Origin of the sequence: Leclercia sp. LSNIH1 (genome assembly GCF_002902985.1) — a bacterium.
GTDB lineage: Bacteria > Pseudomonadota > Gammaproteobacteria > Enterobacterales > Enterobacteriaceae > Enterobacter.
In genome coordinates this window covers 1,404,383-1,428,906 of sequence record NZ_CP026167.1, presented here as the reverse complement: position 1 = coordinate 1,428,906, position 24,524 = coordinate 1,404,383, and the positions used below count along the sequence as shown (strand labels likewise).

The following is a 24,524-nucleotide window of genomic DNA, read 5'->3' as shown; positions in this document are numbered from 1 at the left end:
TTTTACATCTCGGGCGCATCTGCCCCGCATGGGGTTGTGATACAATTCCCGCTCCATTGGATTCGTAAGGGATAACAGTGAAAGGCGCACATAAAAATCTTTCCTTTAATGGAAAAAGCTACTGTATGAAGCACCTCGCGCCTTTGACGTTTATGGCAGAAATCGCCAATATCCCTGACCCCGTACAGATAACAATCAACTACAGCAATCATGTCTTTTCTGACCAGAAAGGAAACGGACCGGAAATTCCACCGGATCGATTTTTCTGTGCTGACAGATATGCTGCCAGCCTTAACCTGCCGCAGATGCTTTCAACAAATCTGCTGACCTCCTACGTTGTTCCCCATATCAATAAGGGAAACAATGAGATGTATCATTATATGGAGGTTAATGACTATGCGATCTTCTTTGACTTGCGTAAGGACAACGGTCACCCGAACGGCTTAAAGCTTTATGTTGTATCAGCTTATGAAGTCAATCAGTGGGGACGACACTCCATACCAAAGAGTAGGCCCATGAAATTTGCATATGTCGCACATCTGCGACTGAATGGACAGACGGTTTACACGTCCAGAAAAGCAAAAAGGCGCTGATATCAGCGCCTTTTCACCAGAGTAGATCATCGATGTTATCCACTCTTGTTGGGTTCCGGTCTGTGTCTTTGGATATCCCGCTCTTAGGCTGGGGGAGATTACTCTCCGACATCAATACCCCATCAACATACCAGTGTTGAGTGGTTCCGGTCAGTATCGATGCCTGAATAGTAATAAACCTGACGTTTACCTGCAAGGTCACTGCTATTCATAGCTATTCATGACTTTTCAGCGTTACGGGAATACGCGTTAATAGCCCACTATTCGCAACCAAAGGCCTCAGAAACAGTTTTTACTGTTGAAACACAATTGGCCTTATGCGTAACGAAGAATCGCTCTCCGGGCTTCCTGTTGCGAATTAGAGGCATGTTTTCCTGCAAAAAAGATTTGTAAATTTTTTACGAGAAGCACTTTTTGCTCATTTTGAATGCTGTTCATTTCAGCCTGGCCGTGTCCGGAACATCAGAAACGCCCCGCAACAACAGGGCTGGTATCAATACTGCTGAGGGCCGTCAGGCCTCGTAATGCCCTTGCCAACATCAGACCGTCTAGGTGAAATCAGGATAACGTGGCTAAAGCCGCAGCGGGTAGGTCTTCAGGAGGTATTCAACCGGGCTGAGGCCGTTAAATTTAAGGCTGATTCGTCGCGTGTTGTAGTACCGAATGTAATCCTCAAGAATGACCTTCAGCTAGTCAACATCGTTGAGTTTACGGATGTAGAAGCATTCTGATTTTAACGTCCCGAAAAACACTCAGCGCAGGCATTCTCCAGACAGTTTACTTTGCGGGACGTGCTTTGCGTGTCTCACATATGCACACCTCATAACTCAGAAGATGCCACATCTATACATATGCTTCACCTCTACATATACTTAGCATATGCTTAAAAGGCAGCCAATCAGGAGAAATATTATGAGAACCGTATCGATTTTCAAAAATGGCAATAATCGCGCCATTCGTCTGCCCCGTGACCTGGATTTTGAGGGAGTTAGCGAACTGGAGATCGTCCGGGAAGGTGACAGCATCATCCTTCGTCCCGTTCGCCCAACATGGGGTTCGTTTACTCAGCTCGAAAAAGCCGATTCGGACTTTATGGCCGAGCGTGGGGACGTCGTCAGCGATGAAGGAAGGTTTGACCTGTGATCAAGACCTATATGCTGGACACCAACATTTGCTCGTTCATCATGCGTGAGCAGCCCGAAGCTGTCATTAAACGGCTGGAGCAGGCAGTGCTGCGGAATAACCGAATCGTGGTTTCGGCCATTACCTATGCCGAAATGCGTTTCGGTGCAATCGGAAAAAAGGCATCCCCCCGCCACGGCATGCTTGTCGAAGCATTCTGCGCCCGCCTTGATGCAATCCTCGCCTGGGACCGCGCCGCGGTGGACGCAACTACGGAGATTAAGGCAGCACTGACTGCGGCCGGGACGCCAATCGGTCCGAACGATACGGCGATCGCCGGGCATGCCATCGCCGCCGGCGCCGTGCTGGTGACGAACAACGTGCGAGAGTTTGAGCGTGTGCCTGGCCTGGTTCTGGAAGACTGGGCTAACTGACGGCAGAAAGAGCCCTGAAAAACTGTAATGTCCGCTTTGTGCCAGAAGCTGACATTCAGATTTTTCATTATACAGCAACCGAACAATCACAAACGCATAATCCACCAATAAACAAATATATGCATCTCAGGATACTGATTCATGATTAATGGCCAATGGTGCCGCCAGTATTAGTGCGGTCATCCAGCCAGGTACCCAGTTCGCTTCCGCGTGTACCCGCGATTGAGTATTGCGTCAGGTCGACACTGAACAACAGCACGCCATTAATCACGCGCGGAAGCTCTACCAGTTGACCTTTGTAACGAACCTCGCGCGGCTTAACGACAATGACCCGATTACCGAGACGCTGGCCGTTCGCGGCAAACACCGAGTAAGTGCCTTTGAATTTGGTGAAGTCCTTGCTCTTTTTCTCCGCTGCGGCATTCTGGGCCGGGGTTTTATTGATATCGCAGGTGGATCCGGCGTTCATCTGGGGAAGGTGCGAACAAGTTCCTGATATGAGATCATCATATTCATCCGGAGCGCATCCCAGAGGGACATCATGAGCCATCAACTCACCTTCGCCGATAGTGAATTCAGCACTAAGCGCCGTCAGACCCGAAAAGAGATTTTCCTCTCCCGCATGGAGCAGATTCTGCCATGGCAGAATATGACCGCTGTCATCGAGCCGTTTTATCCCAAGGCGGGCAATGGCCGACGGCCCTATCCGCTGGAGACCATGCTGCGTATTCACTGCATGCAGCATTGGTACAACCTGAGCGACGGTGCCATGGAAGATGCCCTGTACGAAATCGCCTCCATGCGCCTGTTTGCCCGATTATCCCTGGATAGCGCCCTGCCGGATCGCACCACCATCATGAATTTCCGCCACCTGCTCGAGCAGCATCAACTGGCCCGTCAATTGTTCAAGACCATCAATCGCTGGCTGGCCGAAGCAGGCGTCATGATGACCCAAGGCACTTTGGTGGATGCCACCATCATTGAGGCACCCAGCTCTACCAAGAACAAAGAGCAGCAACGCGATCCGGAGATGCATCAGACCAAGAAAGGCAATCAGTGGCACTTTGGCATGAAGGCCCACATTGGTGTCGATGCCAAGAGTGGCCTGACCCACAGCCTAGTCACCACCGCGGCCAACGAGCATGACCTCAATCAGCTGGGTAATCTGCTTCATGGAGAGGAGCAATTTGTCTCAGCCGATGCCGGCTACCAAGGAGCGCCACAGCGCGAGGAGCTGGCCGAGGTGGATGTGGACTGGCTGATCGCCGAGCGTCCCGGCAAGGTAAAAACCTTGAAGCAGCATCCGCGCAAGAACAAAACGGCCATCAACATCGAATACATGAAAGCCAGCATCCGTGCCAAGGTGGAGCACCCGTTTCGCATCATCAAGCGGCAGTTCGGCTTCGTGAAAGCCAGATACAAGGGGCTGCTGAAAAACGATAACCAACTGGCGATGTTATTCACCCTGGCCAACCTGTTTCGGGTGGACCAAATGATACGTCAGTGGGAGAGATCTCAGTAAAAACCGGAAATAACGCCAGAAATGGTGGAAAAAATAGCCTAAATAGGCTGATTCGATGTGTTTGCGGGAAAAAAATCGGCCCAGATCCGCGAAATTTTAATCAGCGAGTCAGCTTGGGAAGAAATGACCTGCTTATTCGCACCTTCCATAGGTTTTCAGGCGATATTCAACCGGGCTGAGTCCGTTAAATTTAAGGCTGATGCGGCGATTGTTGTAGTAATGAATATAATCCTCAAGAACGACCTTCAGTTCGTCGACATCGTTGAATTTACGGGTGTAATAGCATTCTGATTTTAGCGTCCCGAAAAAACATTCCGCACAGGCATTATCCAGACAGTTTCCTTTGCGGGACATACTTTGCAGAACCCCAAACTCCCGCAACTGATATTGATACCATTGATGCCGGTATTGCCAGCCCTGGTCTGAGTGAAGGACTGGCGTGCTGTTTGCGTCCATTCTGGCGAATGCCTTAATCAACATGTCGTCAATCATCGGCATTGTCGGGCGTTCTGAAATACTGTAGGAAATCACTTCATTATTGAAGAGATCGATGATGGGAGAAAGATAGAGTTTGCGGCCGTTGACAGCGAATTCGGTGACATCTGTGACCCATTTTTCATTGGGCCGGCTGGCTTTGAAGTTTCGTTGCAGGAGATTGTCAGCAGCACAACCACGTTCGCCACGCCAGGAGGTGTAGCGCTTTACTTTGATTGCTGCTTTAAGTTCAAGAGCATTCATCAGGCGTTGAACCACCTTATGGTTGATTACTTCCCCCTCTCTTCTGAGTGCCAGCGTTACCCGTCGATAGCCATAGCGGCCCTGGTTTTCATCATATATCTCGCTGATTCGACGATTTATTTCATCGTATTTACCCGGAGACCGGAGCGCCCTGAGGTGATAGTAAAACGTGCTCCTGGGTATCCGGGCAATACTCAGCAGCTGGTCAAGGGGATAATGCTGCCTTAGTTCGTCAACAACACGAACCTTTTCTCTTACCGAACTAAGGCTTTCAGCTTTTGTAGATAAAGTATCCGTAATTCAAGACGTTTGACCTTCCTTTCAAGTTCATGAATCCGTGGTTCTTTTGATCGTTCCTCTGCGGCTTCAATAAGTTCAGGGTGTTCAGCCATGTAAGATACCCTTTTTGTGCCTACCTTGAGTGAGCGAAGCCCTTCTTCACCATGCTCTTTATACACTTTCAGCCATTTGGCCACAGATGATGCACCTGCAACATTGAATTTAGTCGCGGCCTGAGTCTGGGATATCTGACCTGAAAGCACGGCTTTTACAGCTTCAATTCTGATCTCAGGATCAATTGATACGCCCTTATCTCTGGGCCTTAATCCCTCTTCTCCATAAGCATCATAGGCTGCAACCCAGATTCTCACCTGGGTTCTGGGAATGTTGAAACGGGCTGAAGTTAACCGATAACCTTCATCGCTAGCAAGATAGTGCATAACGACTTCAAGGCGTTCTTCGAGGGTATATTTACGTCCGGGCATAGGACTCTCCAGTTTGAGAGTCCAACTAAATGGGTGCAGTGCACCTGACGAAAAATCAGGGCGGGGGCTCGAAACGACACGTCGCAACCGTGGAGTTCGCTACCTCGCCCGCTTTAAAAGCAAGGAGGCATCCATGAATCGCCAAAACCCAGGCATCGGAGTTTTGATATTATTGCTTTGACAATAATCATCTTAACGCTGGTGACGCGGAAAACACTGTGCGAGATCAGTTTTCGAAACGGTTCGCTTGAAGTGATTGCGAAGATGGATTGTCGCTCCGGATTGTAGGAGCAAACCGGCGGAGGCGTTTAGTGCGCCTCCGCACACGGGGAGAGGACGTAAGGCTCAGGCACCCATTAACGGTATTTTTTGTGATAAGTATTTCGTGTGGTAACAAACCCATCGGCTGCCGCCTGGGCCTCTTTCACTTTGCCTTCGTTCGCCAGCTTCAGCGCGCCGTCAATCTGCCCCACCAGCGTCTCAAGGCCGTGACGGAAATCTTTCATCTCCGGGCTGTCTTCCGCTTTGCCTTCCAGCTTTGGCGGGGTCTCTTTTTGCGCGTCTACCGCCGCGGTACGCATTTTGGTTAACGCCTCTTTCATCTCCGCCGCGTTATCGGTTTTTTGCACCACCTTCAGGTTTTCGCTGAGGGTGTCCATATTGTCTTCCAGGTCGGCCAGGACCGAGGTGCTCATGACCAGCGATGACGCTGCGAGGATAGCTAACAGAGTTTTACGCATTGCTCACTTCCTTTTTATTATTAAAAAAACCGACTAATACCCTAAATAATTCGCGTTGCAGAACAAGGCACATGTGCCTTGAACAGCGCTTGCGCTGGCCCCAAAGGGGCGAGGCCATAGGCCGAGTAACGCGGCAAGCGCGTGAATCCCCGGGAGCTTACATAAGTAAGTGACCGGGGTGAGCGCGCGCAGCCAACGCATCTGCGGCGTGAAGTATGACGGGTATTACTGACCGGCGATCTTCATTTCCGGTAACAGAACAGATCCGCACTGGATATTGCTGCGCGTCTCGATATCGTTCCCCACCGTCACGATATTACGCCACATATCTTTCAGGTTACCGGCGATGGTAATTTCGCTCACCGGATACTGAATCTCACCGTTTTCCACCCAGAAGCCGGACGCCCCGCGCGAGTAGTCGCCAGTGACGCCGCTCACGCCCTGCCCCATCAGCTCGGTCACCACCAGCCCGGTGCCCATCTCTTTCAGCATCTGCTCAAAGCCCAGGCCCTGGCCCGCAATGCGCCAGTTGTGGATGCCGCCCGCATGACCCGTGCTTTTCAGCCCCAGTTTGCGTGCGGAGTAGTTGGTCAGCAGCCACTGGGTCAGGATGCCCTCTTTGACGATATCGCGACGCTCGGTGCGCACACCTTCGCTGTCGAACGGCGTGGAGGCCAGTCCTTTCAGCAGGTGCGGGTGCTCTTCAATGGTCAGCCACTCCGGCAGGATTTGCGTACCCAGCGCATCAAGCAGGAAGGTGGATTTACGGTAGACCGCGCCGCCGGCAATCGCGCCGACCAGATGCCCAAACAGACCGGTCGCCACTTCATTGGCAAAGATAACCGGTGCTTTCATGGTAGAGAGTTTACGCGGAGCCAGGCGGGATAAGGTGCGTTTTGCGCACTCCGCCCCAACCCACTCTGGCGACTGCAGATCGCCCATCGCGCGGCCAATGGTATAGGCGTAATCGCGCTCCATGTCGCCGTTCTCTTCGGCAATCACGCAGCTGGAAAGAGAGTGACGGGTGGAGCAATAGCCCTGCAACATGCCGTGGCTGTTGCCAAAGACTTTAATGCCGTAGTGGCTGGTAAAGCTGCCGCCTTCGGTATTGGTGATGCGCTTATCGGCATTAAGGGAGGCCTGCTCCGCGCGAGCGGCGAACTCAATGGCTTCGTCCGGGGTCACTTCCGCCGGATGGAAGAGATCCAGATCCGGGGCCTCAAAGGCCAGCAGCTCTTTGTCAGCCACCCCGGCATAGGGGTCCGGGGAGGTATAGGAGGCGATATCCAGCGCCGCCTGCACGGTCCGCGCAATGGCGTCAGGGCTTAAATCGGTAGAGGAGGCGCTGCCTTTACGGTTCTGGTGATAAACAGTAATCCCTAATGCGCCATCGCTATTAAATTCAACGGTTTCCACTTCGCCATAGCGGGTGCTGACGCTCAGGCCAGTGGTTTTGCTGACGGCGACTTCTGCCCCGTCCGATTTCGCTGACGCCAGCTCCAGGGCCATGGAGACGGCCTCTTCCAGTGCTTTACGCTGCGCTGCAACTTGTGAGATCACTTTCATCGTAAATGCCATAATGTAAGGTGTAGTTAGCTGAAGTCTAACAGAGAACCGTTTCTCAGTACGCGTCTAAACTGGTAACATTAGCCTCTTTTTTTAAGGAGCCTGACATGACTAAGCAGCCCGAAGACTGGCTCGACGACGTTCCCGGTGATGACATCGAAGACGAAGATGATGAGATCATCTGGGTCAGTAAAAGTGAAATTAAACGCGACGCCGAAGAGTTAAAACAGCTTGGTGCGGAGATGGTAGAGCTGGGTAAAAACGCGCTGGATAAAATCCCGCTCGACCCGGATCTGCGTGCCGCCATCGAACTGGCACAGCGCATCAAGAAAGAGGGCCGTCGCCGCCAGCTTCAGTTGATTGGTAAATTATTGCGCCAGCGCGACGTAGAGCCGATTCGCCAGGCGCTGGATAAGCTGAAAAACCGCCACAACCAGCAAGTTGCGCTGTTCCATAAGCTGGAGCAGATCCGCGATCGTCTGATTGAACAGGGCGATGACGCCGTACCGGAAGTGCTGAACCTGTGGCCGGACGCCGATCGCCAGCAGCTGCGCTCTCTGATCCGTAACGCGAAGAAAGAGAAAGAGGCGAACAAGCCGCCGAAGTCTGCACGTCTGATTTTCCAGTATCTGCGCGAGCTGGCGGAAGCCGAAGGTTAATTCCCTGCCTACTGTTTGCCGGATGGCGGCGTAAACGCCTTCTCCGGCCTACAAAAAACCCGGTCAGCGTTAGCGCTACCGGGCTTTTTTTTACGCCACTGCTTCTGCTTTCTTCGCCAGACCGTCCAGCAGTTTCTGATGGATCCCACCAAAACCGCCGTTGCTCATCACCAGAATGTGATCCCCCGGCTGCGCGGTTTTCACCACCATCTCCGCCAGCGTATCCACGTCGGCACTCCAGTGCGCAGGCTGGACGCAGGCTTCGGCCACTTCCGCCACCTGCCACGGAATGTGCTGCGGTTGCAGGAGGAAGACCTCGTCCGCGCGACCTAAAGAGGGGGCTAAATCGTCTTTGCAAATCCCCATCTTCATGGTGTTGGAGCGCGGTTCCAGTACGGCCAGAATGCGTGCCGTGCCGCCCACTTTGCCGCGCAGGGCAGCCAGCGTCGCGAGGATCGCGGTCGGGTGATGGGCAAAATCGTCATACACCGTCACGCCATTGGCTTCGCCGCGCAGCTCAAGACGACGACGGGCATTGATGAACGATCCCAGCGCGTTGGCCGCATCGGCAGGCAGCACGCCCACATGACGGGCCGCGGCGATCGCCATCAGGCCGTTATGCATGTTGTGCTCGCCCACCAGCGCCCACTGCACTTCCCCGACTTTTTCGCCATCCAGCAACACTTCCCAGCGGGAGGCATCGTTGGTGAGCTTCTTCGCCTGCCAGTGGCCCTGCTCGCCCACCAGCTCTTGCTCGCTCCAGCACCCCATCGCCAGGGTCTGCTTCAGGTTAATGTCGTTCTCCGGCAGGATGATGCGCCCCTGGCCCGGCACGATGCGCACCAGGTGGTGGAACTGCTTCTGAATCGCTTTCAGGTCGTCGAAAATGTCCGCGTGGTCAAACTCAAGGTTGTTGAGGATCAGCGTGCGCGGGCAGTAATGAACAAACTTGGAGCGTTTATCAAAGAACGCGCAGTCATATTCGTCCGCCTCAATAACAAAGAACGGACTCTCGCCCAGGCGGGCAGAAACGTCAAAGTTCCCCGGCACGCCACCAATCACAAAGCCCGGCTTGTAGCCGCAGGCTTCGAGGATCCACGTCGCCATGCCGGCGGTGGTGGTTTTGCCGTGGGTTCCCGCCACCGCCAGCACCCAGCGATCGCGCAGAACGAAATCATGCAGCCACTGCGGCCCTGACATGTAGGGAATATTCCTTTCCAGCACGGCTTCTACGCAGGGATTACCCCGGGTCATGGCGTTTCCGATAATCACCAGATCCGGCTGCGGCTCCAGCTGGCTGGCGTCGTAGCCCTGAATCAGATCGATGCCCTGGTTTTCCAGCAGCGTGCTCATCGGCGGATACACATTGGCGTCCGAACCTGTCACCTCATGGCCAAGAGCGCGCGCCAGCATAGCCAGGCCGCCCATGAAAGTGCCACAAATCCCCAATATATGAATGCGCATACGTCACTATCCTTCTTCAATGTGGCGCACATTTTACGCATATGTCAGCAGCAGAGAAATGCATTTCAGGAAAATCTGTAGCAAGCTGGCGCGATTCACCTCTGCGCGACAATTTGAAAGTTTGTTAAGATTGTTGGGCATCAACAACTTTACTCAACATCCAATGCAGGGAAAGTGTTATGAAAACGTTAGGTGAATTTATTGTCGAAAAGCAGCACGAGTTCTCGCATGCTACCGGTGAGCTCACTGCTTTGTTGTCGGCAATAAAGCTGGGCGCCAAGATCATCCATCGCGATATCAACAAAGCCGGACTGGTCGATATCCTGGGTGCCAGCGGTGCTGAAAACGTGCAGGGCGAAGTTCAACAGAAACTCGATCTGTTCGCGAATGAAAAACTGAAAGCTGCACTGCGCGCGCGCGACATCGTTGCGGGGATCGCCTCCGAGGAAGAAGATGAAATCGTCGTCTTTGAAGGGTGTGAACACGCCAAGTATGTCGTCCTGATGGATCCGCTGGATGGCTCCTCCAACATCGACGTTAACGTCTCTGTCGGCACCATTTTCTCCATTTACCGTCGCGTCACCCCTGTCGGCACGCCGGTCACCGAAGAAGATTTCCTGCAGCCGGGCAATAAACAGGTTGCAGCGGGTTATGTGGTATATGGCTCCTCCACCATGCTGGTCTACACCACCGGCTGCGGCGTGCACGCCTTTACCTACGATCCGTCGCTGGGCGTATTCTGCCTGTGCCAGGAACGTATGCGCTTCCCGCAGAAAGGCAGCACTTACTCCATCAACGAAGGGAACTACATTAAATTCCCGGCCGGGGTGAAGAAGTACATCAAATTCTGCCAGGAAGAGGATAAATCGACCCAGCGCCCTTATACCTCGCGTTATATCGGCTCCCTGGTGGCGGATTTCCACCGTAACCTGCTGAAGGGCGGCATCTACCTCTACCCAAGCACCGCCAGCCACCCTGAAGGCAAGCTGCGCCTGCTGTATGAGTGCAACCCGATGGCCTTCCTCGCCGAACAGGCGGGCGGTAAAGCCAGCGACGGCAAAGAGCGGATTATGGATATCATTCCTGAAAGCCTGCACCAGCGCCGTTCGTTCTTCGTTGGCAACGATCATATGGTTGACGACGTGGAACGCTTTATCCGTGAATTCCCGGATGCCTGATTGTTGAGTTTGACCAAAAGGGGCCAGTTGGCCCCTTTTGTTTTTCCAGTTATTTATATCTTTGTTGGTATAAAACTATATAAAAATCCTGCTGTAACCCATTGAATCCTTGCGTCATCATGACGGCGTTCAAATAGTGTTCAATGGGAATCAGCCGATATGAAAAACCTCTCTCGCTCATCCACTGGCATCGACCTCAATCTGATCCCGATATTTATTGAAGTCGTCAGGTGCGGGAGCATGGCCAAAGCCTCTTTACGTCTGGAGATGTCCAGGCCAGCAGTCAGCCTGGCCCTGAAACGCTTTGGCATGCTGTTTAATGAGCCGCTGTTTACCCGTAAGGGGTTGTTCCTGGAGCCAACGCCATACGCGCTGAAGCTGTCCGCCGAGATGGAAAAGCTGCTGGGCGCCATTCATGACTATATCGCCCACACCCCGGCTGGCGCGGAAAGCCTCCCGACGCCAGCGGCGCCGGAAGGCGATAAGGCTACGCCTGTTGCGACGACAGCCTGAAGAGTGACATCGCCTCGATGAGCTCGCGGGATTGCTCTTCCAGCGAGCGCGTCGCGGCGGAAGATTGCTGGACCAGCGCCGCATTTTGCTGCGCGGTTTCGTCCATCTGGTTGACCGCAATATTCACCTGCTCAATACCACGGCTCTGCTCGTGCGACGCATTGGCGATCTCACGCATCAGGCGGGTCATGCGCATCACCTCGTTGGCGATCTCGTCCATGGTTTCCCCCGCCTGCTGCGCCAGTTCGCTGCCTTCGCTGACGTGCGCCTGGGAATCGCTGATGAGCGTGCGGATCTCTTTTGCCGCATCGGCGCTACGGCTGGCGAGGTTACGCACCTCTCCGGCCACCACCGCAAAGCCGCGCCCCTGCTCGCCCGCGCGGGCGGCTTCCACCGAGGCATTCAGCGCCAGAATATTGGTCTGGAAGGCGATACCGTCGATCACGCTGAGGATATCGGCGATACGGTCGGCGCTGCCGGAGATATCGCGCATCTTCTCAATGACATAACAGACCATCTCGCTGCCGCGGTCAGCGGTATCTGACATCGTCTTCGCCACCTGATGCGCCTGCTCGGCGTTGTGGGCGTTCTGCTTCACCGTGGCGGTGATCTCTTCCATGCTGGCCGCGGTCTGCTCCAGCGAGGTGGCGGTGGATTCTGTACGCTGGGCAAGGTGCATATTGCCTGCGGTCAGCTCCCGGCTGCCGGTATCAATCTGCGAGCTGGCGTCACGCACCCGCAGCACCGAGCCCATCAGCGACTGGCGCATCTCCTCAATGGCGGCGTTGAGGCGGTTAAATTCCTGGCTTGCGGGGGTGGTCAGGGCGTGGGTCAGATCCCCGGCAGCCACGTGTTCAAGCTGGGCGATAGAGGAGGAGAGCGGCTTCAGCAGCATATGACGAAGCGCCAGCCACGCCAGCACGATAATGCCCGCGGTCAGCAGCGCGGCGACGATGATCAGCAGCATCACCCGACTTTTACTCGCCTGTACCGCGGCGACTTCAGCTTTGCCCCGGCTGTCGCTCCAGGCCTGGAAGGCCTGCATATCGTTATCAAACTGACGCGCTACCGGCACCAGACGGTTCTCCAGCAGATCGTAATAGTCATCCGCATTCTGCGCATTCAGGGCGTTCTGCATCGGCACGATCCCCTGGGCGTTATACGCCGCCAGGCTCCCGGCGAGCTGCTTCAGCAACCGATCGCCTTCTGGATCGTTTATCCCACTATCGATCACGCTTTTCAGCGTGGTTTGCGCCTGTTTGAGTTCGTCATTGATGTTTTTCACCGATTTTGTGGCGTCATCCAGCAGTCCCACCTCCATCATGCGGACGGCCTGCCCCGCCTCGTTGCGCGCGCGCAGGATCAGGGTGTAGCCCGAGTTGAGCTGCACCAGCTGTTCGCCCTGAAGATGGTTAATGCGCTGTAAAGAGGAGGAGCTCTGGGTGAGGGCATAAATGCCGATACCGCTGACAAGCAGCAGCAGAAGGGTCATAACGGCCAGTAACGAAAGCAAGCCGGTACGAATCGATAGCGTTTTAAGCATGATGTAATTTCCGGTAGCGAGATAAATCTGGACAGAATTAAGGGTTATCGGCCGCTACCGGAAAAGATTTAGACTTGACGTAAATTCAGGCGCTTATAGCTTGCTGGTGGTGCTCACCCGTGTGACAGGCGAGTTCTGGCGGTTCTCCCAGAGCACCGTCAGGCCGCGCTGCAGGGCGATAAAGATGAACAGCAGAATGCCAATCGCAATCTTGGTCCACCACGAGCTGAGGGTGCCGTCGAAGTTAATATAGGTCTGGATCAGCCCCTGGATCGCCACCCCAAACAGCGTGCCCAGCACCGTGCCGACGCCGCCGCTGAGCAGCGTGCCGCCAATCACCACCGAGGCAATCGCGTCCAGCTCCACCCCTACCCCTGCCAGCGCATAGCCCGCCTGGGTGTAGATGGAGAAGACGATCCCCGCCAGCGTCGCCAGCCCGGTGGAGAGCATATAGATACGAATGGTGGTGCTGCGGGTGGAGATCCCCATCAGGTTCGCCGAGGTGGCGTTACCGCCGATGGCATACACTTCGTTGCCAAAGCGGGTGCGGTGGGCGAGGAAAATGCCGATCACCACCACGCCCAGCATCACCAGACCGAGAATACTCAGACGGCCGCCGCCGGGGATTTTCCACGCCAGGCTTGAGAGGGTGTCGTAGACCGGATGGTTAATCGGGATCGACTCCTCCGACACCAGATAGCTGACGCCGCGCAGGAAGAACATCCCGGCGAGAGTGATAATAAACGCCGGGATCTTCAGGGCGTCGATCAGCAACCCCATAAAGGCGCCAAAGGCGCAGCCCATCACCAGCACCAGCGGGAAGGCCAGCAGCGGGGAGATCCCCCAGTAGCCAATCGCCTTAGCCAGAAAGACGCCGGTAAAAGCGATCACCGACCCGACGGAGAGGTCGATCCCGCCGGAGAGGATCACGAAGGTCATGCCGACGGCGATGATCCCAAGGAAGGCGTTGTCGGTCAGGATGTTGCAGATCACCCGCGTCGAAGCAAAACCGGGGAACTGCGTCAGGCAGTAGAGATACCCCAGCACAAACACGCCCAGGGTAATCATGAGCGGTAAATTACGTTTTATCATGACCACGCATCCCCTTAATGAGACTGATAAAGCGCGGCGACTGCACGATGAGCACGCAGAGCACCACCACCGCTTTCACCACCTGGTTGAGTTCCGGCGGGAAACCCGACAGCAGGATCCCGGTGTTCATCCCCTGGATAATCAGCGCGCCAATCACCGACAGCAGCAGGTTGAAGCGCCCGCCCATCAGCGAGCCGCCGCCAATCACCACCGCGAGGATCGCATCCAGCTCCAGCCAGAGCCCGGCGTTATTGGCATCGGCCCCGCGAATATCGGCCGCGACGATAATCCCGGCAATGGCGGCGCATACTCCGCTCAATACGTAGGTGAGCATCACCATCAGACGGGTGCTGACCCCGGCGTTTTTCGCGGCGCGAATGTTAATTCCCACCGCTTCGATAAACATCCCGAGGGCGGTTTTACGGGTGAACAGCCAGAAGGCGATCAGGGTGACCACCACAATAATCACCGGCGTCGGGAAGAAGAGCAGCGATCCGCTGCCAATCCACGCCAGATTCGGGGCGTTGAAGGTGACGATCTGCCCGGAGGTGATCAGCTGCGCCACCCCGCGTCCGGCCACCATTAAAATGAGGGTGGCGACAAAGGGCTGGATTTTGAGGATCGCCACCAGGATGCCATTCCACAATCCCGCGAGCACGCCGGTGCCCAGCGTCGCCAGCAGCACCACCGGCAGGCTGTGTCCGGCCACGGTCATCGAAGCCGCCGTCGCCCCCGCAATCGCCATCACCGCCCCGACCGACAGGTCGATACCGCCGGTGGCAATCACCAGCGTCATGCCGATCGCCAGCAGGGCGACCGGCGCGGCGCGGTTTAAGATATCAATCGGACTGCCGAACAGGCGGCCATCCTGAAGGATAATTTGATAAAAATGCGGCGAAACGAGGCTATCCACCAGTAACACCAGGATCAGCGCAATGATTTGCGGCGTGCCGGTGGGCCAGCTGAAGCGGCGCTTCGTCTCGCCGGTCTGAGAAAGTGAACGTGACATCACGATCTACTCCTTATGCCGCAATGGCGTTCATGATTGCCGGAACGGAGAGCGCGTCCAGCGGGATCTCGGCCACCTGCTGACGGTCGCGCATGATGATCACCCGATCCGCATACCCCACCAGCTCCTCCAGCTCCGAGGAGATCACCAGCAGCGCCAGACCGTCGGCGCAGAGGGTTTCGATCAGGCGGATAATTTCCGCGTGCGCCCCCACGTCGATACCGCGGGTCGGCTCGTCGAGGATCAGGAACTGCGGTTTGGTCAGCAGCCAGCGTGACAGCAGCACCTTCTGCTGGTTACCGCCGGAAAGAAATTCGATTGGCTGCTCCGCGCTCGGGGTGCGGATGCCGAGCTGGCGAATAAAGCGCTCGGCAATCACATTTTGCTCTTTACGGGGAATGGGACGCAGCCAGCCGCGCTGGGCCTGCAGGGCCAGAATGATGTTCTCGCGCACCGAGGCGGCGGCGATAATGCCGTCGGTCTTGCGATCTTCCGGGCAGAAACCGATCCCCAGGCTGGAAGCCTGATGCGGGGAGCGCAGCGTCTGCGGTTTACCTTTGATCAGCGCAGTGCCGCTGTCGGCAGGTTTAATCCCGAAGATCACCTCTGCCGTTTCGGTACGTCCCGACCCTAACAGCCCCGCCAGTCCGACGATTTCGCCCGGGCGCACCTCGAGATCAAAGGGCGCAATGGTGCCTTTCTTGCCGTACCCTTTAAACGCCGCTACCGGCTTCTCGCTGAGCAGCGTCCGGCCCGCACGCTGCAGGGCATTGCTCTCCAGCTCGCGGCCCAGCATCATTTTGACCAGCTCGATTTGCGGCAGCTCGCGGGTTTCGCGACAGCCGACGAAGCCGCCGTTACGCAGGACGGTAATGCGGTCGCTCACCTCATACACCTGATCGAGGAAGTGGGTGACGAAAATCAGGCTCACCCCCTGGTCGCGCAGCTGGCGCATCAGGGTGAAGAGCATCTCGACCTCCTGGGTATCCAGGCTGGCGGTAGGTTCATCGAGGATCAGCACTTTTGCCGAGAGATCGATAGCCCGGCAGATGGCCACGATCTGCTGCATCGCCACCGAGAAGCGGTTGAGCGGCTCGCGGACGTCGAGAGAGAAACCGTATGACGCCATCAGTTTGGTGGCGCGGTCTTCCATCTCTTTACGGCGCAGCAGGCCAAAGCGTCGTGGCTCGCGGCCGATAAACAGATTATCCGCCACCGACATATTCGGCAGCAGGTTCACTTCCTGATAGACCGTCCCGATACCCAGCTGCTGGGCATGGGCGGTATTTTTAGGCGATATAGCGTGGCCTTCCAGCCAGATGGTGCCGCGATCGGCATGATAGACACCGGTCAGGGCTTTAATCAGGGTCGATTTTCCGGCGCCGTTTTCGCCCAGCAGGGCCATGATCTCACCACGCCGCAGGCTGAAATCGACGTTATCCAGCGCTTTTACGCCGGGAAAATATTTGCTCAATCCTTCTGTGCGGAGGATTTCCTGGTGTTGGTCTGTGGTCATGGTTCCCCCTGCATCATGTCGGATGGCGCTACGCTTACCCGGCCTACAAAAAGCGAGCCGAAGGCCGGGCAAGCGCAGCGTCGCCCGGCATTTTCAGTCGAGCTTAGTAGCCCATATTTTTCTTCTTCTCTAACTCTTCTGCAGCGGTATCAGGCAGATAGAGCGTGGACTTGGTGATCGTGACTTTCTCCGGCATGGTGCCGTCTTTCTTGAATTTCTCCAACGCGTCAAAGGCCGGACCTGCCATGTTTGGCGTCAGCTCCACGCTGGCGTTGGCCTCTTTGTCGATCATCGCTTTATAGATATCCGGTACGCCGTCGATAGAGCCGGTCAGGATGTCGGTGCCCGGCTTCAGGCCCGCCTCTTTGATCGCCTGGATAGCGCCGATCACCATGTCATCGTTATGGGCGTAAACCATGCAGATGTTCTTGCCGTTGTTCTCGGCTTTGATAAAGCTCTCCATGACCTCTTTCCCTTTACTGCGGGTGAAGTCGCCGGACTGAGAACGGATAATCTTGATGTTTGACGCTTTGGAGATGGCATCAGCAAAGCCTTTCTTACGGTCGATGGCCACGCTGGCGCCCACGGTGCCCTGCAGCTCAACCACATTACACGGCTTGCCATCCACCTGTTTCACCAGCCATTCACCAATCAATTTGCCTTCCAGCACGTTGTCGGCGGTAACGGTGGTCATATAGAGAGATTTGTCTTTTACATCGATGGAACGATCGAGCAGGAAGACCGGAATTTCGGCATCTTTCGCTTCTTTCAGAACCGGCTCCCAACCCGTCGCTACGACCGGCGCAATGAAGATGGCGTCAACGCCCTGAGCGATAAAAGAGCGTACCGCTTTGATCTGGTTTTCCTGTTTTTGCTGGCCATCGGCGATCTTCAGCGTGATGCCGCGTTTTTCGGCCTCACTCTTCGCGACGTTGGTCTCAGCGGCGCGCCAGCCGGACTCTGAGCCGACCTGGGCAAATCCTACGGTTAAGGGGGCGGCCATCGCCATAGACGACATGGCTGCCGAAACTGCTGTGACAAGAAGTAAGCGCTTCCACATAAGTGCGTCCTCGTAGGGGAGTTTATTGTTGGGTAAAAAATGTTCTGCGAAGAGACTATAGACAATGCGAGATGTAACGGAGTGTGTTACATCACACTTCAGAAAAGTGAATAAAACGTTAATCACAACTTTGTAATCGCTTTCACTGAGCCATTAAAAAAGCGGCTGAGTTTATGGATTATCTTGTCATGAGAAAGTGCTGATAATGGTTTTCAGGAACAGGGATCGGCGAAAACAGGCGGAGACATTCCGCGCCAGTTGGCTATAATACTCGCCACTTGATTACCAATCATTTAAAGGACACAGACATGAGCTTACTCAACGTCCCAGCGGGTAAAGAACTGCCGGAAGACATCTACGTAGTTATCGAAATCCCGGCGAACGCTGATCCTATCAAATACGAAATCGACAAAGACACCGGCGCACTGTTCGTTGACCGTTTCATGTCTACCGCGATGTTCTATCCGTGCAACTACGGTTACATCAACCACACCCTCTCTCTGGACGGTGATCCGGTAGACGTGCTGGTCCCAACGCCATACCCACTGCAGCCGGGCTCCGTGATCCGCTGCCGTCCAGTTGGCGTGCTGAAAATGACCGACGAAGCGGGTGAAGATGCGAAGCTGGTTGCGGTACCGCACACCAAGCTGAGCAAAGAGTACGATCACATTAAAGATGTGAACGACCTGCCAGAGCTGCTGAAAGCGCAGATCGCCCACTTCTTCGAGCACTACAAAGATCTCGAGAAAGGCAAATGGGTGAAAGTGGAAGGCTGGGACAACGCAGAAGCCGCGAAAGCGGAAATCGTTGCCTCCTTCGAACGCGCGAAGAAGTAATGCTTAACGCGTGAAAAAAAGCCCCGACTTGTCGGGGCTTTTTTTATCTGTGCGGTCTGTTGCCGGGTGGCGGCTGCGCCTTACCCGGCCTACAAAATCTGTGCGGCCTGAAAAAACAACGCCACCCGAAGGTGGCGTTATTCATATCAGTACTGGTCACGGTCTAACCAGTTACCGCTTTCAATCAGCGTCAGACCTTCCACCGAACGTTGGTACACGTACATCCATGCACTGCCGTAGGGTGTCTGGATTAACCGGCGAGCGTATTCCCCGCCTTTGGTGCGCAAGGCATCAAGTTCGGCCAGCGTGGCATTATCAATACGATAAACCTCACCCTGTACTGCTCCTTCTCCCGGAACGGCGCCTGGATAGTGGCCCAGGCTGTACAGCTGGTAGTTCTCGATACTGTAATCCCCCAGCAACTGGGCGTTAGTCATCCAGTGGCTGTTGCCTTGCTTGGTTCTTAAACTGCCGTAGACAAATATTCGCATTGCTAAAACTCAAACTGATAGAGCAGATCGAGTGCCTGGTCTACGCCAGACACCGCTTCCAGATATAGCTTAGGCATCAGGCGATAGCGTAACGTGAGAGTTGCTAATGAGTCAAAGATCCCCACACCATATTTCACCTGCAGACCCGGCAGTACATAGCCGCTGACCACCACCTGAGAGGAGTCGCCGACCCCCTGGGTGTCCAGCGCCAGATTGCTTACGCCAAACGTCTCGCCGATTTTACCCACAACCTGACCACTTTGTGCAACCCCCAGACCGACTAACATTGAGGTCATCGCCGCGCTGTCGCTCTGATTGCTGTCCAGCCCCTGCCCGCGCAGCAGGTATGAGAGCGCTTCCTGCTGGGACATTGCCGGGTCAGAGAAAATTTCCGCTTTCGGTTCGTCCGCGGTGCCCGTCACGCGCACCCCGGCGATCACGTCATTTTCGGTGGCCTCCGGATTACGGATCGCTTCGATATTCAGCAGCGGCTGATCCGGCGGGCCGGAGAAGAGCAGTTCGCCTTTACGCACCATCAAATCCTGGCCGTAGGCGTGGAAGCGCCCTTCCGGAATGTTGATCTGCCCGTTCAGGCCCAGCCCCTGTTTATCCTGCGCGACTTTCAGATCGCCGGTCAGTCTGGCCTTCAGCCCAAACGCATCCAGGCGCACGTTGTTACCCACGTGTACGATCAGGTTGCTGTTGATCGGGATAGAGGCGCTCTGTGGCTCCTCCGGCTGGAGGTTGTTGTTGAGCATGACCTCATCGCTGGAGACGCCCACCGCGCTTTCCGGCAGTTCATGCACCACGATACGAGCCCACGGTACATCGACGCGGCCATCAAGGGTGAAGAGCTGCGGCGTGGCCTCAAAGACCACATCCGGTGAGACGTCTAAACGCACCATCGGCGGCACGGTGATCCGCACCTTGCTGCCTTTGGCCGCCACCCGGGCGCGCCAGTTATCGAGCTGGCTCCAGTCGGCATCGCCGCTGAGGTTGATCTGCCCCTGCTGGGTACGTACGGTGCCCGTAAGCGTCGAGCTCATGCCGTTAAAGTTCATCGCCAGCTGGCTCGGCAGCATATCGAACGGCATAAAGTTGCCGTCGATATCTACCCCGTTGAGCTGCATCTGGCCGAACAGCTGCGGGCTCTGGGCGCTGCCCGCCAGCCGCAGGTTGGCATTCAGCATACCTGCCGCCTTCTCGCCGCGGGAGAAGATGGCATTCGCCATCGCCAGGTTAAGATTGCGAATGTTGACGTTGCCGCCCAGGTTGCGCCGTCCTTGCGGATCGGTCACCTGGATCTGGCCGTCCAGCTGCCCGTTGTTGGTGAGGCGGATCAGCCAGCCCAGCTCGGCGCGGTTGTTATGCAGATCGGCGGTGAGATTGAGGGTGCTGAAGGCCAGCGGCAGCGGCGCATCGTTCACCACCTGCGTCACCTTCACGTTACGCCCGGCGAGCGTGACGTTGCCCTCCGGCAGCCCCGGTTTGGTGGTATCCCAGGAGACATCCGCCTTGCCGCTGAACACGCCGCTTGCTTGCGTAGTGTCTGGCATGAACGGCTTGATCATCGCCAGATCGAAGCGGTTAAGGTTGACCACCGCCCGCCCTTCTGCGCCTGCGTCAATAGTCTGCGGCACGCACAGTTCGGCATTCGGGTTGGTCCAGCAGTGCGGCCCGATGCTAATCTTCTGCTCCGCGTTACGGTAATCCAGGGCAATAGCGCGCGATAACGACCACGGTCCCACCGGGGTGGCGAAGCGGGTGTTATCCAGGGTGCCTTTCCAGCGGGTCTCCTGGCGGTCAAAGCTGCCCGCCAGGTGCAGCTGGCCGGAGACCGGTTCACCCTGAATGCGCAGCTGGAGGTCATGCTGTTTCTCGCTACCTTTGGCTTCAAGGGTGACCTGGTTGAGGTTGAGGCCCGGCTGCGAGATACGATCGACGCGCAGGTTCAGGTGCCCGGCGATCTGATCGGTGGATTTCACGTCGCCATCTACCCGCACCCGGGCGATGGTAAGATCCTGCCAGCGCAGGCCGTTGGCGGTGATATCCGCCAGCAGCTGCGGGGCTTCTACCGTGCCGCGCACCTTCAGCAGCCCTTTCGCGGTTCCGCCCAGCCCTGGCAGGGCATTATCCAGGTTCGGCGCGTCGATAGTGGCATCCAGATCGAGATCTTTCACCCCCAGCTCGCCCTTAATATCGGCGGTGTTGCGCCCCAGCGCGACGTGCAGGCCCGGGATGACCCACTGCAGGTAGCTGTTGCCCTTCAGCGAGCCGTTCACATCCACTTTGTTCTGCTTCACGTTGCCGGTGATTTTCAGCTCCGGCACCTCCATCTGCCAGCTACCGCCGTAGAGACTGCCGCGGGTTTTAATCAGCCCGTCGAGCTTCGAGGGCCAGTCCGGCACCTCTTTGGCGGTGTTGATCCCGGTGAGCTTCAGCTCCCCGCGCCAGCTGATCGCCTTCTGCCAGTCGAGCAGCGCCGTCAGCTCGGTTTTGCCCTCCAGCGCGGCCACCGTCAGCTTGTCGAGGTTGATCTGCTGTTCGTTGCCCTTCGCATCCAGAGTGATGCCGGCAGGCGGCAGCCCCTCCCCTTTCACCGCGGTGCGGAACGACAGGGTGTAGTCGGTCATTTTGCCGGTGAGCTTCAGCTTCACGTCATCGGCCTGGTACTGCTTCTCGCCGGTAAATGGCCAGTAGAGCTGCTCACTCACCACTTCAAGGTTGAGCGGCAGGCCCGCCTCTGCAAGCCGGGTCTGGCCGCGCAGCACCATATCTACCGGGCCGGAGAGGTTCACGCCAAACTCCAGCTGTTCGCGCATGGCGCCGCCCACCTTCAGCTTCACCTTCTCGCCTTTAATCGGATCGATGTTCAGGGTGCTGTTGAGGGTGATATCCACCGGCCAGTTATCCCGTAACAGGGCGTTGCCGGTGGCGTTGACGCTGCCCTGGTTGGTGTCGATATCCAGCGCGTCGAGCTTCATGTTGCCGTCGATGCTGCTCACTTTCAGCAGCATGTTGAAGACCGTCAGATCGGTATCGCCGGTGAGGCGCAGCTGCTCGCCCTTAAACTCTTCAATATTAAGGTTCAGCGGCAGGTGAACGTCGGTCATCTCCGGCAGGACCGGTTTCGAGAAGAGATCCTTCAGGGTTTCGCCCAGCGGCTTCTCTTCCGGCTGCGGGTTCTGAATTTTAGGCTCGACAATCTCTTCCTGGGCCACCTCCGCCACTTTCGGCAGAGCAATCAGCAGCCCTTGCAGAGAAGTCGGGGTCAGGGTCAGGTTTTTCTCCTGCCAGCGCAGGCCGGAGGTGAAATCCATCACCGACACGGTGGTGTCGTCGATTTTGACGTTGATGTTATTCAGCGCCACCCGGTTAAGCGATATCGGGTATGGCGTGGAGAGATCCAGCGGCCCGCTCTCCTCTTCGGCAACGGGCTCCGATTGCTCCATTTTTTTGGAATCTATCGTCACGAAGAGATCTTTTAACGACAGATCGTTAATGCACAGGCTGCTGTCACGCAGGCAGCCGAGCTTCACCGCCAGATGCAGATCCCCGGCGTTGACCGCCACCCCCGGCTGGTCGTAGCGAACGTTTTTCAGGTGTAAGTCGCGCCAGCCGCCGGTGACCTGACCAATCTCCAGCCCCGGCACCCAGCGGTCTGCCGCCTTAAACAGCAGATGCAGCCCGCTGGTGGTGCCCACCAGAAAGGCCACCGCAGCCAGCAGCAGCAGGATAAACAGCAACACGCCGAGGCTAATTTTCTTCCATAAACTCATAATTCAGGCCCCAGACCGATGTAAAACTGTAAACCGTGTTCATCTTTATCGCCCACCGGCACGGCGAAATCGAGCTTGATCGGCCCGACCGGTGACTCCCAGCGCACCCCGACGCCTGCGCCGGTTTTAAAGTCGCTGCGGCGGATATCGCTTACTGCTTCTCCGCTGTCGATAAAGGTCGCGCCCCACCATTTTCCGGTGACGTTGTACTGATACTCCAGCGAGCCGGTAGCCAGCTTCGAGGCCCCGATCAGCTTGCCGTCGTCATCTTTTGGCGCGATGGATTTGTATTTGTAGCCACGAATGCTGCGATCGCCCCCGGCGAAGAAGCGCAGATCCGGCGGCACTTTTTCAAAGTCGCCGGTTTCAATCCAGCCCAGGTTGCCACGCACCACAAAGCGATGGCGGTCATAAAAGGTGCGGATCCAGACGTTTTGCGCCTGTACCACGGAGAAATCTACATCCGAGCCCCAGGCGGTATTGGAGTAGTCTATCGAATAGCGCTGGGAATCCCCCCAGTCCGGCATCAGGCCGCCGCGGGAACGGGTCCGGCTGATCATCACTCCCGGATAGAGCAGCATGGTGGTATTGGTAACATTGGCCTGGGTAAAGTGGTCGAGGCTCCAGCGCAGGTTGATGGCGCGCTGCCAGCCGCTGGAGAGATCCCAGTAGCGCGACACGGCGAGGGTCGTAGAATCCGCTTCGGTGTCGTTCAGATCGGTGCGCTTAAAGCCGCCCTGCACCAGGTAATATTGCTCAAGCGGATTTTTTAGCAGCGGCATTTTATAGCTGAAATCGAGCTGTTGCTCCGGAGCTGAGAGGCTGACGTTGCTGGTCAGGCTGTGGCCGTAGGAGTTCATCCACGGCTTTTTCCAGGTCGCTTTTACGCGCGGGCCGACGTCGGTGGAATAGCCCACCCCGGTCTCAATGGTGTTCTCGGTGCGTGGCGATACCACGCCGTGCAGCGGCAGCACTTTGGTCTGTCGCGCTTTATCAAACTCCGGTGCCACCACCACGGAGTTAAACCAGCCGGTGGCTGACAGACGGCGGTTAAGCTCGGCCAGATCTTTCGACTGATAATAGTCGCCCTCTTTAAAGGGGATCAGATTCTGCAAATACTCATCACGGATCTGCGACCCTTCGAAGGTGACATCGCCAAAGCGGTAGCGTTCCCCGCTGTCATAGTCGATGTCCCAGAACGCCTGATGCCGATCGAGGGCGATGCCGAGCTGACTTTTATTGAACTGGCTGTCAAAGTAGCCTTTGCGCAGCGCCACCTTCGTCAGATCTTTTTTGAAGCCGTCATAGTCGCTGTGATTGAGCACGGTGCCATTCTTTGGCCGCGTGTTCAGCAGTTCAAGGTAGTCCTGGTCGGTGCGCGCGCCGCCGCGCAGCACCACGTCCGTGCCGCCGATGAGTACCGGAACCCCAGGCTTAACGCGGGCAATCAACACCTGCCGCCCTTTGGCCGGAGGTGGACGCAGCTCGAAGTCGATGGTCGGCTCATAGTAGCCGAGCGCTTTTAAACCGCCGCGGATGGCATCGTCCACGCGGGCGCGAAAGCGACGATCGGGCGTCACTTCGTCGCTCTCAATAGTGGAGAGCTGCGCGCGTACGTTTTTTTCCAGCGCCCCGGATAGCCCCTCAACCTGTAAACGAACGTTCGCCGCGCTGGCGACTCCGCTTGTCAGCAAGAGACTGGCTAAACATAACTGGCGGATTTTTGGCACGTTTTCTCCTGAATATCCTTGTTTCCACCCCTGGAAGCATATGAAGTGCCGCTCCGCAGCAAATCACGGCAAAAGCCCAAAACCCAATACGCGGGTTGAAAAATGGTTAAACACCCTAATATTTCTTATGTTTAAATCTAGACTCATTCACCGCATTTATTGTGTTCAATTAAAC

The 24,524-nt window shown here is 56.1% G+C and carries 23 protein-coding genes and 1 pseudogene; 10 read left to right on the top strand and 14 right to left on the bottom strand.

The genetic code is table 11. The features are described from left to right. Positions 1-77: 77 nt before the first annotated feature. On the top strand, positions 78-593 hold the full coding sequence (locus tag C2U54_RS07195; protein ID WP_032664851.1) for a hypothetical protein: 516 nt from the start codon (positions 78-80) through the stop codon (positions 591-593). Between the two features lie 572 nt (positions 594-1,165). Here C2U54_RS07195 and C2U54_RS27700 read toward each other — a convergent pair. After that, positions 1,166-1,395: pseudogene (locus C2U54_RS27700) on the bottom strand (IS3 family transposase); the annotation flags it as partial. Between the two features lie 110 nt (positions 1,396-1,505). Here C2U54_RS27700 and vapB point away from each other — a divergent pair. Both vapB and C2U54_RS07180 read left to right on the top strand, forming a co-directional pair. Further along, a complete protein-coding gene (vapB, locus tag C2U54_RS07185) occupies positions 1,506-1,736 on the top strand; it encodes a type II toxin-antitoxin system VapB family antitoxin (RefSeq protein ID WP_021314452.1) in 231 nt (76 codons plus the stop codon). Further along, the gene (locus C2U54_RS07180; protein ID WP_103178020.1) at positions 1,733-2,149 is read left to right on the top strand and encodes a PIN domain-containing protein; all 417 of its coding nucleotides are present in this window, start codon (positions 1,733-1,735) and stop codon (positions 2,147-2,149) included. The genes vapB and C2U54_RS07180 overlap by 4 nt, the downstream gene beginning before the upstream one ends. 145 nt (positions 2,150-2,294) lie before the next feature. Here the strand turns inward: C2U54_RS07180 and C2U54_RS27420 are convergent, their stop codons facing one another. Next, entirely contained in the window at positions 2,295-2,699 is a 405-nt protein-coding gene (locus C2U54_RS27420; RefSeq protein WP_168191998.1) for a hypothetical protein, read from the bottom strand. On the opposite strand from C2U54_RS27420, the gene C2U54_RS07170 reads away from it, so the two are divergent. Both C2U54_RS07170 and C2U54_RS27950 read left to right on the top strand, forming a co-directional pair. Next, entirely contained in the window at positions 2,691-3,671 is a 981-nt protein-coding gene (locus tag C2U54_RS07170) for an IS5-like element ISKpn26 family transposase (RefSeq protein ID WP_000019441.1), read from the top strand. The genes C2U54_RS27420 and C2U54_RS07170 overlap by 9 nt on opposite strands. Beyond that, a complete protein-coding gene (locus tag C2U54_RS27950; RefSeq protein ID WP_327059512.1) occupies positions 3,653-3,850 on the top strand; it encodes a hypothetical protein in 198 nt (65 codons plus the stop codon). Before C2U54_RS07170 ends, C2U54_RS27950 begins: the two co-directional genes overlap by 19 nt. Here C2U54_RS27950 and C2U54_RS07160 read toward each other — a convergent pair. Then, positions 3,804-5,173, bottom strand: a protein-coding gene (locus tag C2U54_RS07160) for an IS3 family transposase (protein ID WP_103178018.1) whose coding sequence is annotated in 2 segments (ribosomal slippage) — positions 3,804-4,690 and positions 4,690-5,173 — 1,371 coding nt in all. Because the reading frame shifts where the segments join, the coding sequence is not laid out codon by codon here. The genes C2U54_RS27950 and C2U54_RS07160 overlap by 47 nt on opposite strands. A gap of 201 nt (positions 5,174-5,374) precedes the next feature. On the opposite strand from C2U54_RS07160, the gene C2U54_RS28065 reads away from it, so the two are divergent. Next, complete coding sequence (locus tag C2U54_RS28065) at positions 5,375-5,461, top strand: Hok/Gef family protein (protein ID WP_236570691.1); 87 nt, start codon at positions 5,375-5,377, stop codon at positions 5,459-5,461. Between the two features lie 68 nt (positions 5,462-5,529). Here the strand turns inward: C2U54_RS28065 and cybC are convergent, their stop codons facing one another. Next, positions 5,530-5,913 (bottom strand): cytochrome b562, encoded by a 384-nt coding sequence (cybC, locus tag C2U54_RS07150; protein ID WP_103178017.1) that lies wholly within the window; start codon positions 5,911-5,913, stop codon positions 5,530-5,532. Positions 5,914-6,138: 225 nt separating this feature from the next. After that, positions 6,139-7,491: a metalloprotease PmbA gene (pmbA, locus tag C2U54_RS07145; protein ID WP_103178016.1), complete on the bottom strand. Its 1,353-nt coding sequence runs from the start codon at positions 7,489-7,491 to the stop codon at positions 6,139-6,141. Positions 7,492-7,586: 95 nt separating this feature from the next. On the opposite strand from pmbA, the gene yjgA reads away from it, so the two are divergent. Beyond that, the gene (gene yjgA / locus C2U54_RS07140) at positions 7,587-8,138 is read left to right on the top strand and encodes a ribosome biogenesis factor YjgA (RefSeq protein WP_103178015.1); all 552 of its coding nucleotides are present in this window, start codon (positions 7,587-7,589) and stop codon (positions 8,136-8,138) included. A 90-nt stretch (positions 8,139-8,228) separates the two neighbouring features. On the opposite strand, the gene mpl is transcribed toward yjgA, so the two are convergent. Beyond that, the gene (gene mpl / locus C2U54_RS07135; RefSeq protein ID WP_103178014.1) at positions 8,229-9,602 is read right to left on the bottom strand and encodes a UDP-N-acetylmuramate:L-alanyl-gamma-D-glutamyl-meso-diaminopimelate ligase; all 1,374 of its coding nucleotides are present in this window, start codon (positions 9,600-9,602) and stop codon (positions 8,229-8,231) included. Between the two features lie 179 nt (positions 9,603-9,781). On the opposite strand from mpl, the gene fbp reads away from it, so the two are divergent. Beyond that, a complete protein-coding gene (gene fbp / locus C2U54_RS07130; RefSeq protein WP_103178013.1) occupies positions 9,782-10,780 on the top strand; it encodes a class 1 fructose-bisphosphatase in 999 nt (332 codons plus the stop codon). 159 nt (positions 10,781-10,939) lie between these two features. Next, the gene (locus C2U54_RS07125; RefSeq protein ID WP_103178012.1) at positions 10,940-11,293 is read left to right on the top strand and encodes a helix-turn-helix domain-containing protein; all 354 of its coding nucleotides are present in this window, start codon (positions 10,940-10,942) and stop codon (positions 11,291-11,293) included. On the opposite strand, the gene C2U54_RS07120 is transcribed toward C2U54_RS07125, so the two are convergent. From C2U54_RS07120 to ytfQ, 5 genes are all read right to left on the bottom strand, one after another. Continuing rightward, positions 11,268-12,836 (bottom strand): methyl-accepting chemotaxis protein, encoded by a 1,569-nt coding sequence (locus C2U54_RS07120; protein WP_103178011.1) that lies wholly within the window; start codon positions 12,834-12,836, stop codon positions 11,268-11,270. The genes C2U54_RS07125 and C2U54_RS07120 overlap by 26 nt on opposite strands. Positions 12,837-12,929: 93 nt before the next feature. Next, entirely contained in the window at positions 12,930-13,928 is a 999-nt protein-coding gene (yjfF, locus tag C2U54_RS07115; RefSeq protein ID WP_103178010.1) for a galactofuranose ABC transporter, permease protein YjfF, read from the bottom strand. After that, positions 13,915-14,940 carry a galactofuranose ABC transporter, ATP-binding protein YtfT gene (gene ytfT / locus C2U54_RS07110; protein ID WP_168191997.1) on the bottom strand — a complete coding sequence of 342 codons (1,026 nt, stop codon included), beginning with the start codon at positions 14,938-14,940 and terminating at the stop codon, positions 13,915-13,917. Before ytfT ends, yjfF begins: the two co-directional genes overlap by 14 nt. A 10-nt stretch (positions 14,941-14,950) precedes the next feature. Further along, positions 14,951-16,453: a galactofuranose ABC transporter, ATP-binding protein YtfR gene (gene ytfR / locus C2U54_RS07105; RefSeq protein ID WP_103178008.1), complete on the bottom strand. Its 1,503-nt coding sequence runs from the start codon at positions 16,451-16,453 to the stop codon at positions 14,951-14,953. Between the two features lie 103 nt (positions 16,454-16,556). After that, entirely contained in the window at positions 16,557-17,513 is a 957-nt protein-coding gene (gene ytfQ, locus C2U54_RS07100) for a galactofuranose ABC transporter, galactofuranose-binding protein YtfQ (protein ID WP_103178007.1), read from the bottom strand. 308 nt (positions 17,514-17,821) lie between these two features. Between ytfQ and ppa the strand changes: the two genes are divergently transcribed. Beyond that, positions 17,822-18,349, top strand: coding sequence for an inorganic diphosphatase (ppa, locus tag C2U54_RS07095; protein ID WP_103178006.1), 528 nt, complete (start codon positions 17,822-17,824; stop codon positions 18,347-18,349). Positions 18,350-18,495: 146 nt separating this feature from the next. Here ppa and C2U54_RS07090 read toward each other — a convergent pair whose 3' ends face one another. From C2U54_RS07090 to tamA, 3 genes are read right to left on the bottom strand one after another with little or no spacing between them, the layout of a single operon-like run. After that, positions 18,496-18,840, bottom strand: coding sequence for a gamma-glutamylcyclotransferase family protein (locus C2U54_RS07090; protein ID WP_039028479.1), 345 nt, complete (start codon positions 18,838-18,840; stop codon positions 18,496-18,498). Between the two features lie 2 nt (positions 18,841-18,842). Beyond that, positions 18,843-22,619, bottom strand: coding sequence for an autotransporter assembly complex protein TamB (tamB, locus tag C2U54_RS07085; protein ID WP_103178005.1), 3,777 nt, complete (start codon positions 22,617-22,619; stop codon positions 18,843-18,845). Then, positions 22,616-24,349 (bottom strand): autotransporter assembly complex protein TamA, encoded by a 1,734-nt coding sequence (gene tamA / locus C2U54_RS07080; RefSeq protein ID WP_103178004.1) that lies wholly within the window; start codon positions 24,347-24,349, stop codon positions 22,616-22,618. Before tamA ends, tamB begins: the two co-directional genes overlap by 4 nt. Positions 24,350-24,524 lie beyond the last annotated feature (175 nt).

What these genes read in the sequence shown, in the direction of transcription:
- vapB (WP_021314452.1), top strand. Translation starts at nt 1,506, where the DNA reads ATGAGAACCGTATCGATTTTCAAAAATGGCAATAATCGCGCCATTCGT.
- mpl (WP_103178014.1), bottom strand. Translation starts at nt 9,602, where the DNA reads ATGCGCATTCATATATTGGGGATTTGTGGCACTTTCATGGGCGGCCTG.
- ytfR (WP_103178008.1), bottom strand. Translation starts at nt 16,453, where the DNA reads ATGACCACAGACCAACACCAGGAAATCCTCCGCACAGAAGGATTGAGC.
- cybC (WP_103178017.1), bottom strand. Translation starts at nt 5,913, where the DNA reads ATGCGTAAAACTCTGTTAGCTATCCTCGCAGCGTCATCGCTGGTCATG.
- C2U54_RS07120 (WP_103178011.1), bottom strand. Translation starts at nt 12,836, where the DNA reads ATGCTTAAAACGCTATCGATTCGTACCGGCTTGCTTTCGTTACTGGCC.
- fbp (WP_103178013.1), top strand. Translation starts at nt 9,782, where the DNA reads ATGAAAACGTTAGGTGAATTTATTGTCGAAAAGCAGCACGAGTTCTCG.
- ytfQ (WP_103178007.1), bottom strand. Translation starts at nt 17,513, where the DNA reads ATGTGGAAGCGCTTACTTCTTGTCACAGCAGTTTCGGCAGCCATGTCG.
- C2U54_RS07125 (WP_103178012.1), top strand. Translation starts at nt 10,940, where the DNA reads ATGAAAAACCTCTCTCGCTCATCCACTGGCATCGACCTCAATCTGATC.
- C2U54_RS27420 (WP_168191998.1), bottom strand. Translation starts at nt 2,699, where the DNA reads ATGGCTCATGATGTCCCTCTGGGATGCGCTCCGGATGAATATGATGAT.
- tamB (WP_103178005.1), bottom strand. Translation starts at nt 22,619, where the DNA reads ATGAGTTTATGGAAGAAAATTAGCCTCGGCGTGTTGCTGTTTATCCTG.
- pmbA (WP_103178016.1), bottom strand. Translation starts at nt 7,491, where the DNA reads ATGGCATTTACGATGAAAGTGATCTCACAAGTTGCAGCGCAGCGTAAA.
- yjfF (WP_103178010.1), bottom strand. Translation starts at nt 13,928, where the DNA reads ATGATAAAACGTAATTTACCGCTCATGATTACCCTGGGCGTGTTTGTG.
- ppa (WP_103178006.1), top strand. Translation starts at nt 17,822, where the DNA reads ATGAGCTTACTCAACGTCCCAGCGGGTAAAGAACTGCCGGAAGACATC.
- yjgA (WP_103178015.1), top strand. Translation starts at nt 7,587, where the DNA reads ATGACTAAGCAGCCCGAAGACTGGCTCGACGACGTTCCCGGTGATGAC.
- C2U54_RS07170 (WP_000019441.1), top strand. Translation starts at nt 2,691, where the DNA reads ATGAGCCATCAACTCACCTTCGCCGATAGTGAATTCAGCACTAAGCGC.
- C2U54_RS07090 (WP_039028479.1), bottom strand. Translation starts at nt 18,840, where the DNA reads ATGCGAATATTTGTCTACGGCAGTTTAAGAACCAAGCAAGGCAACAGC.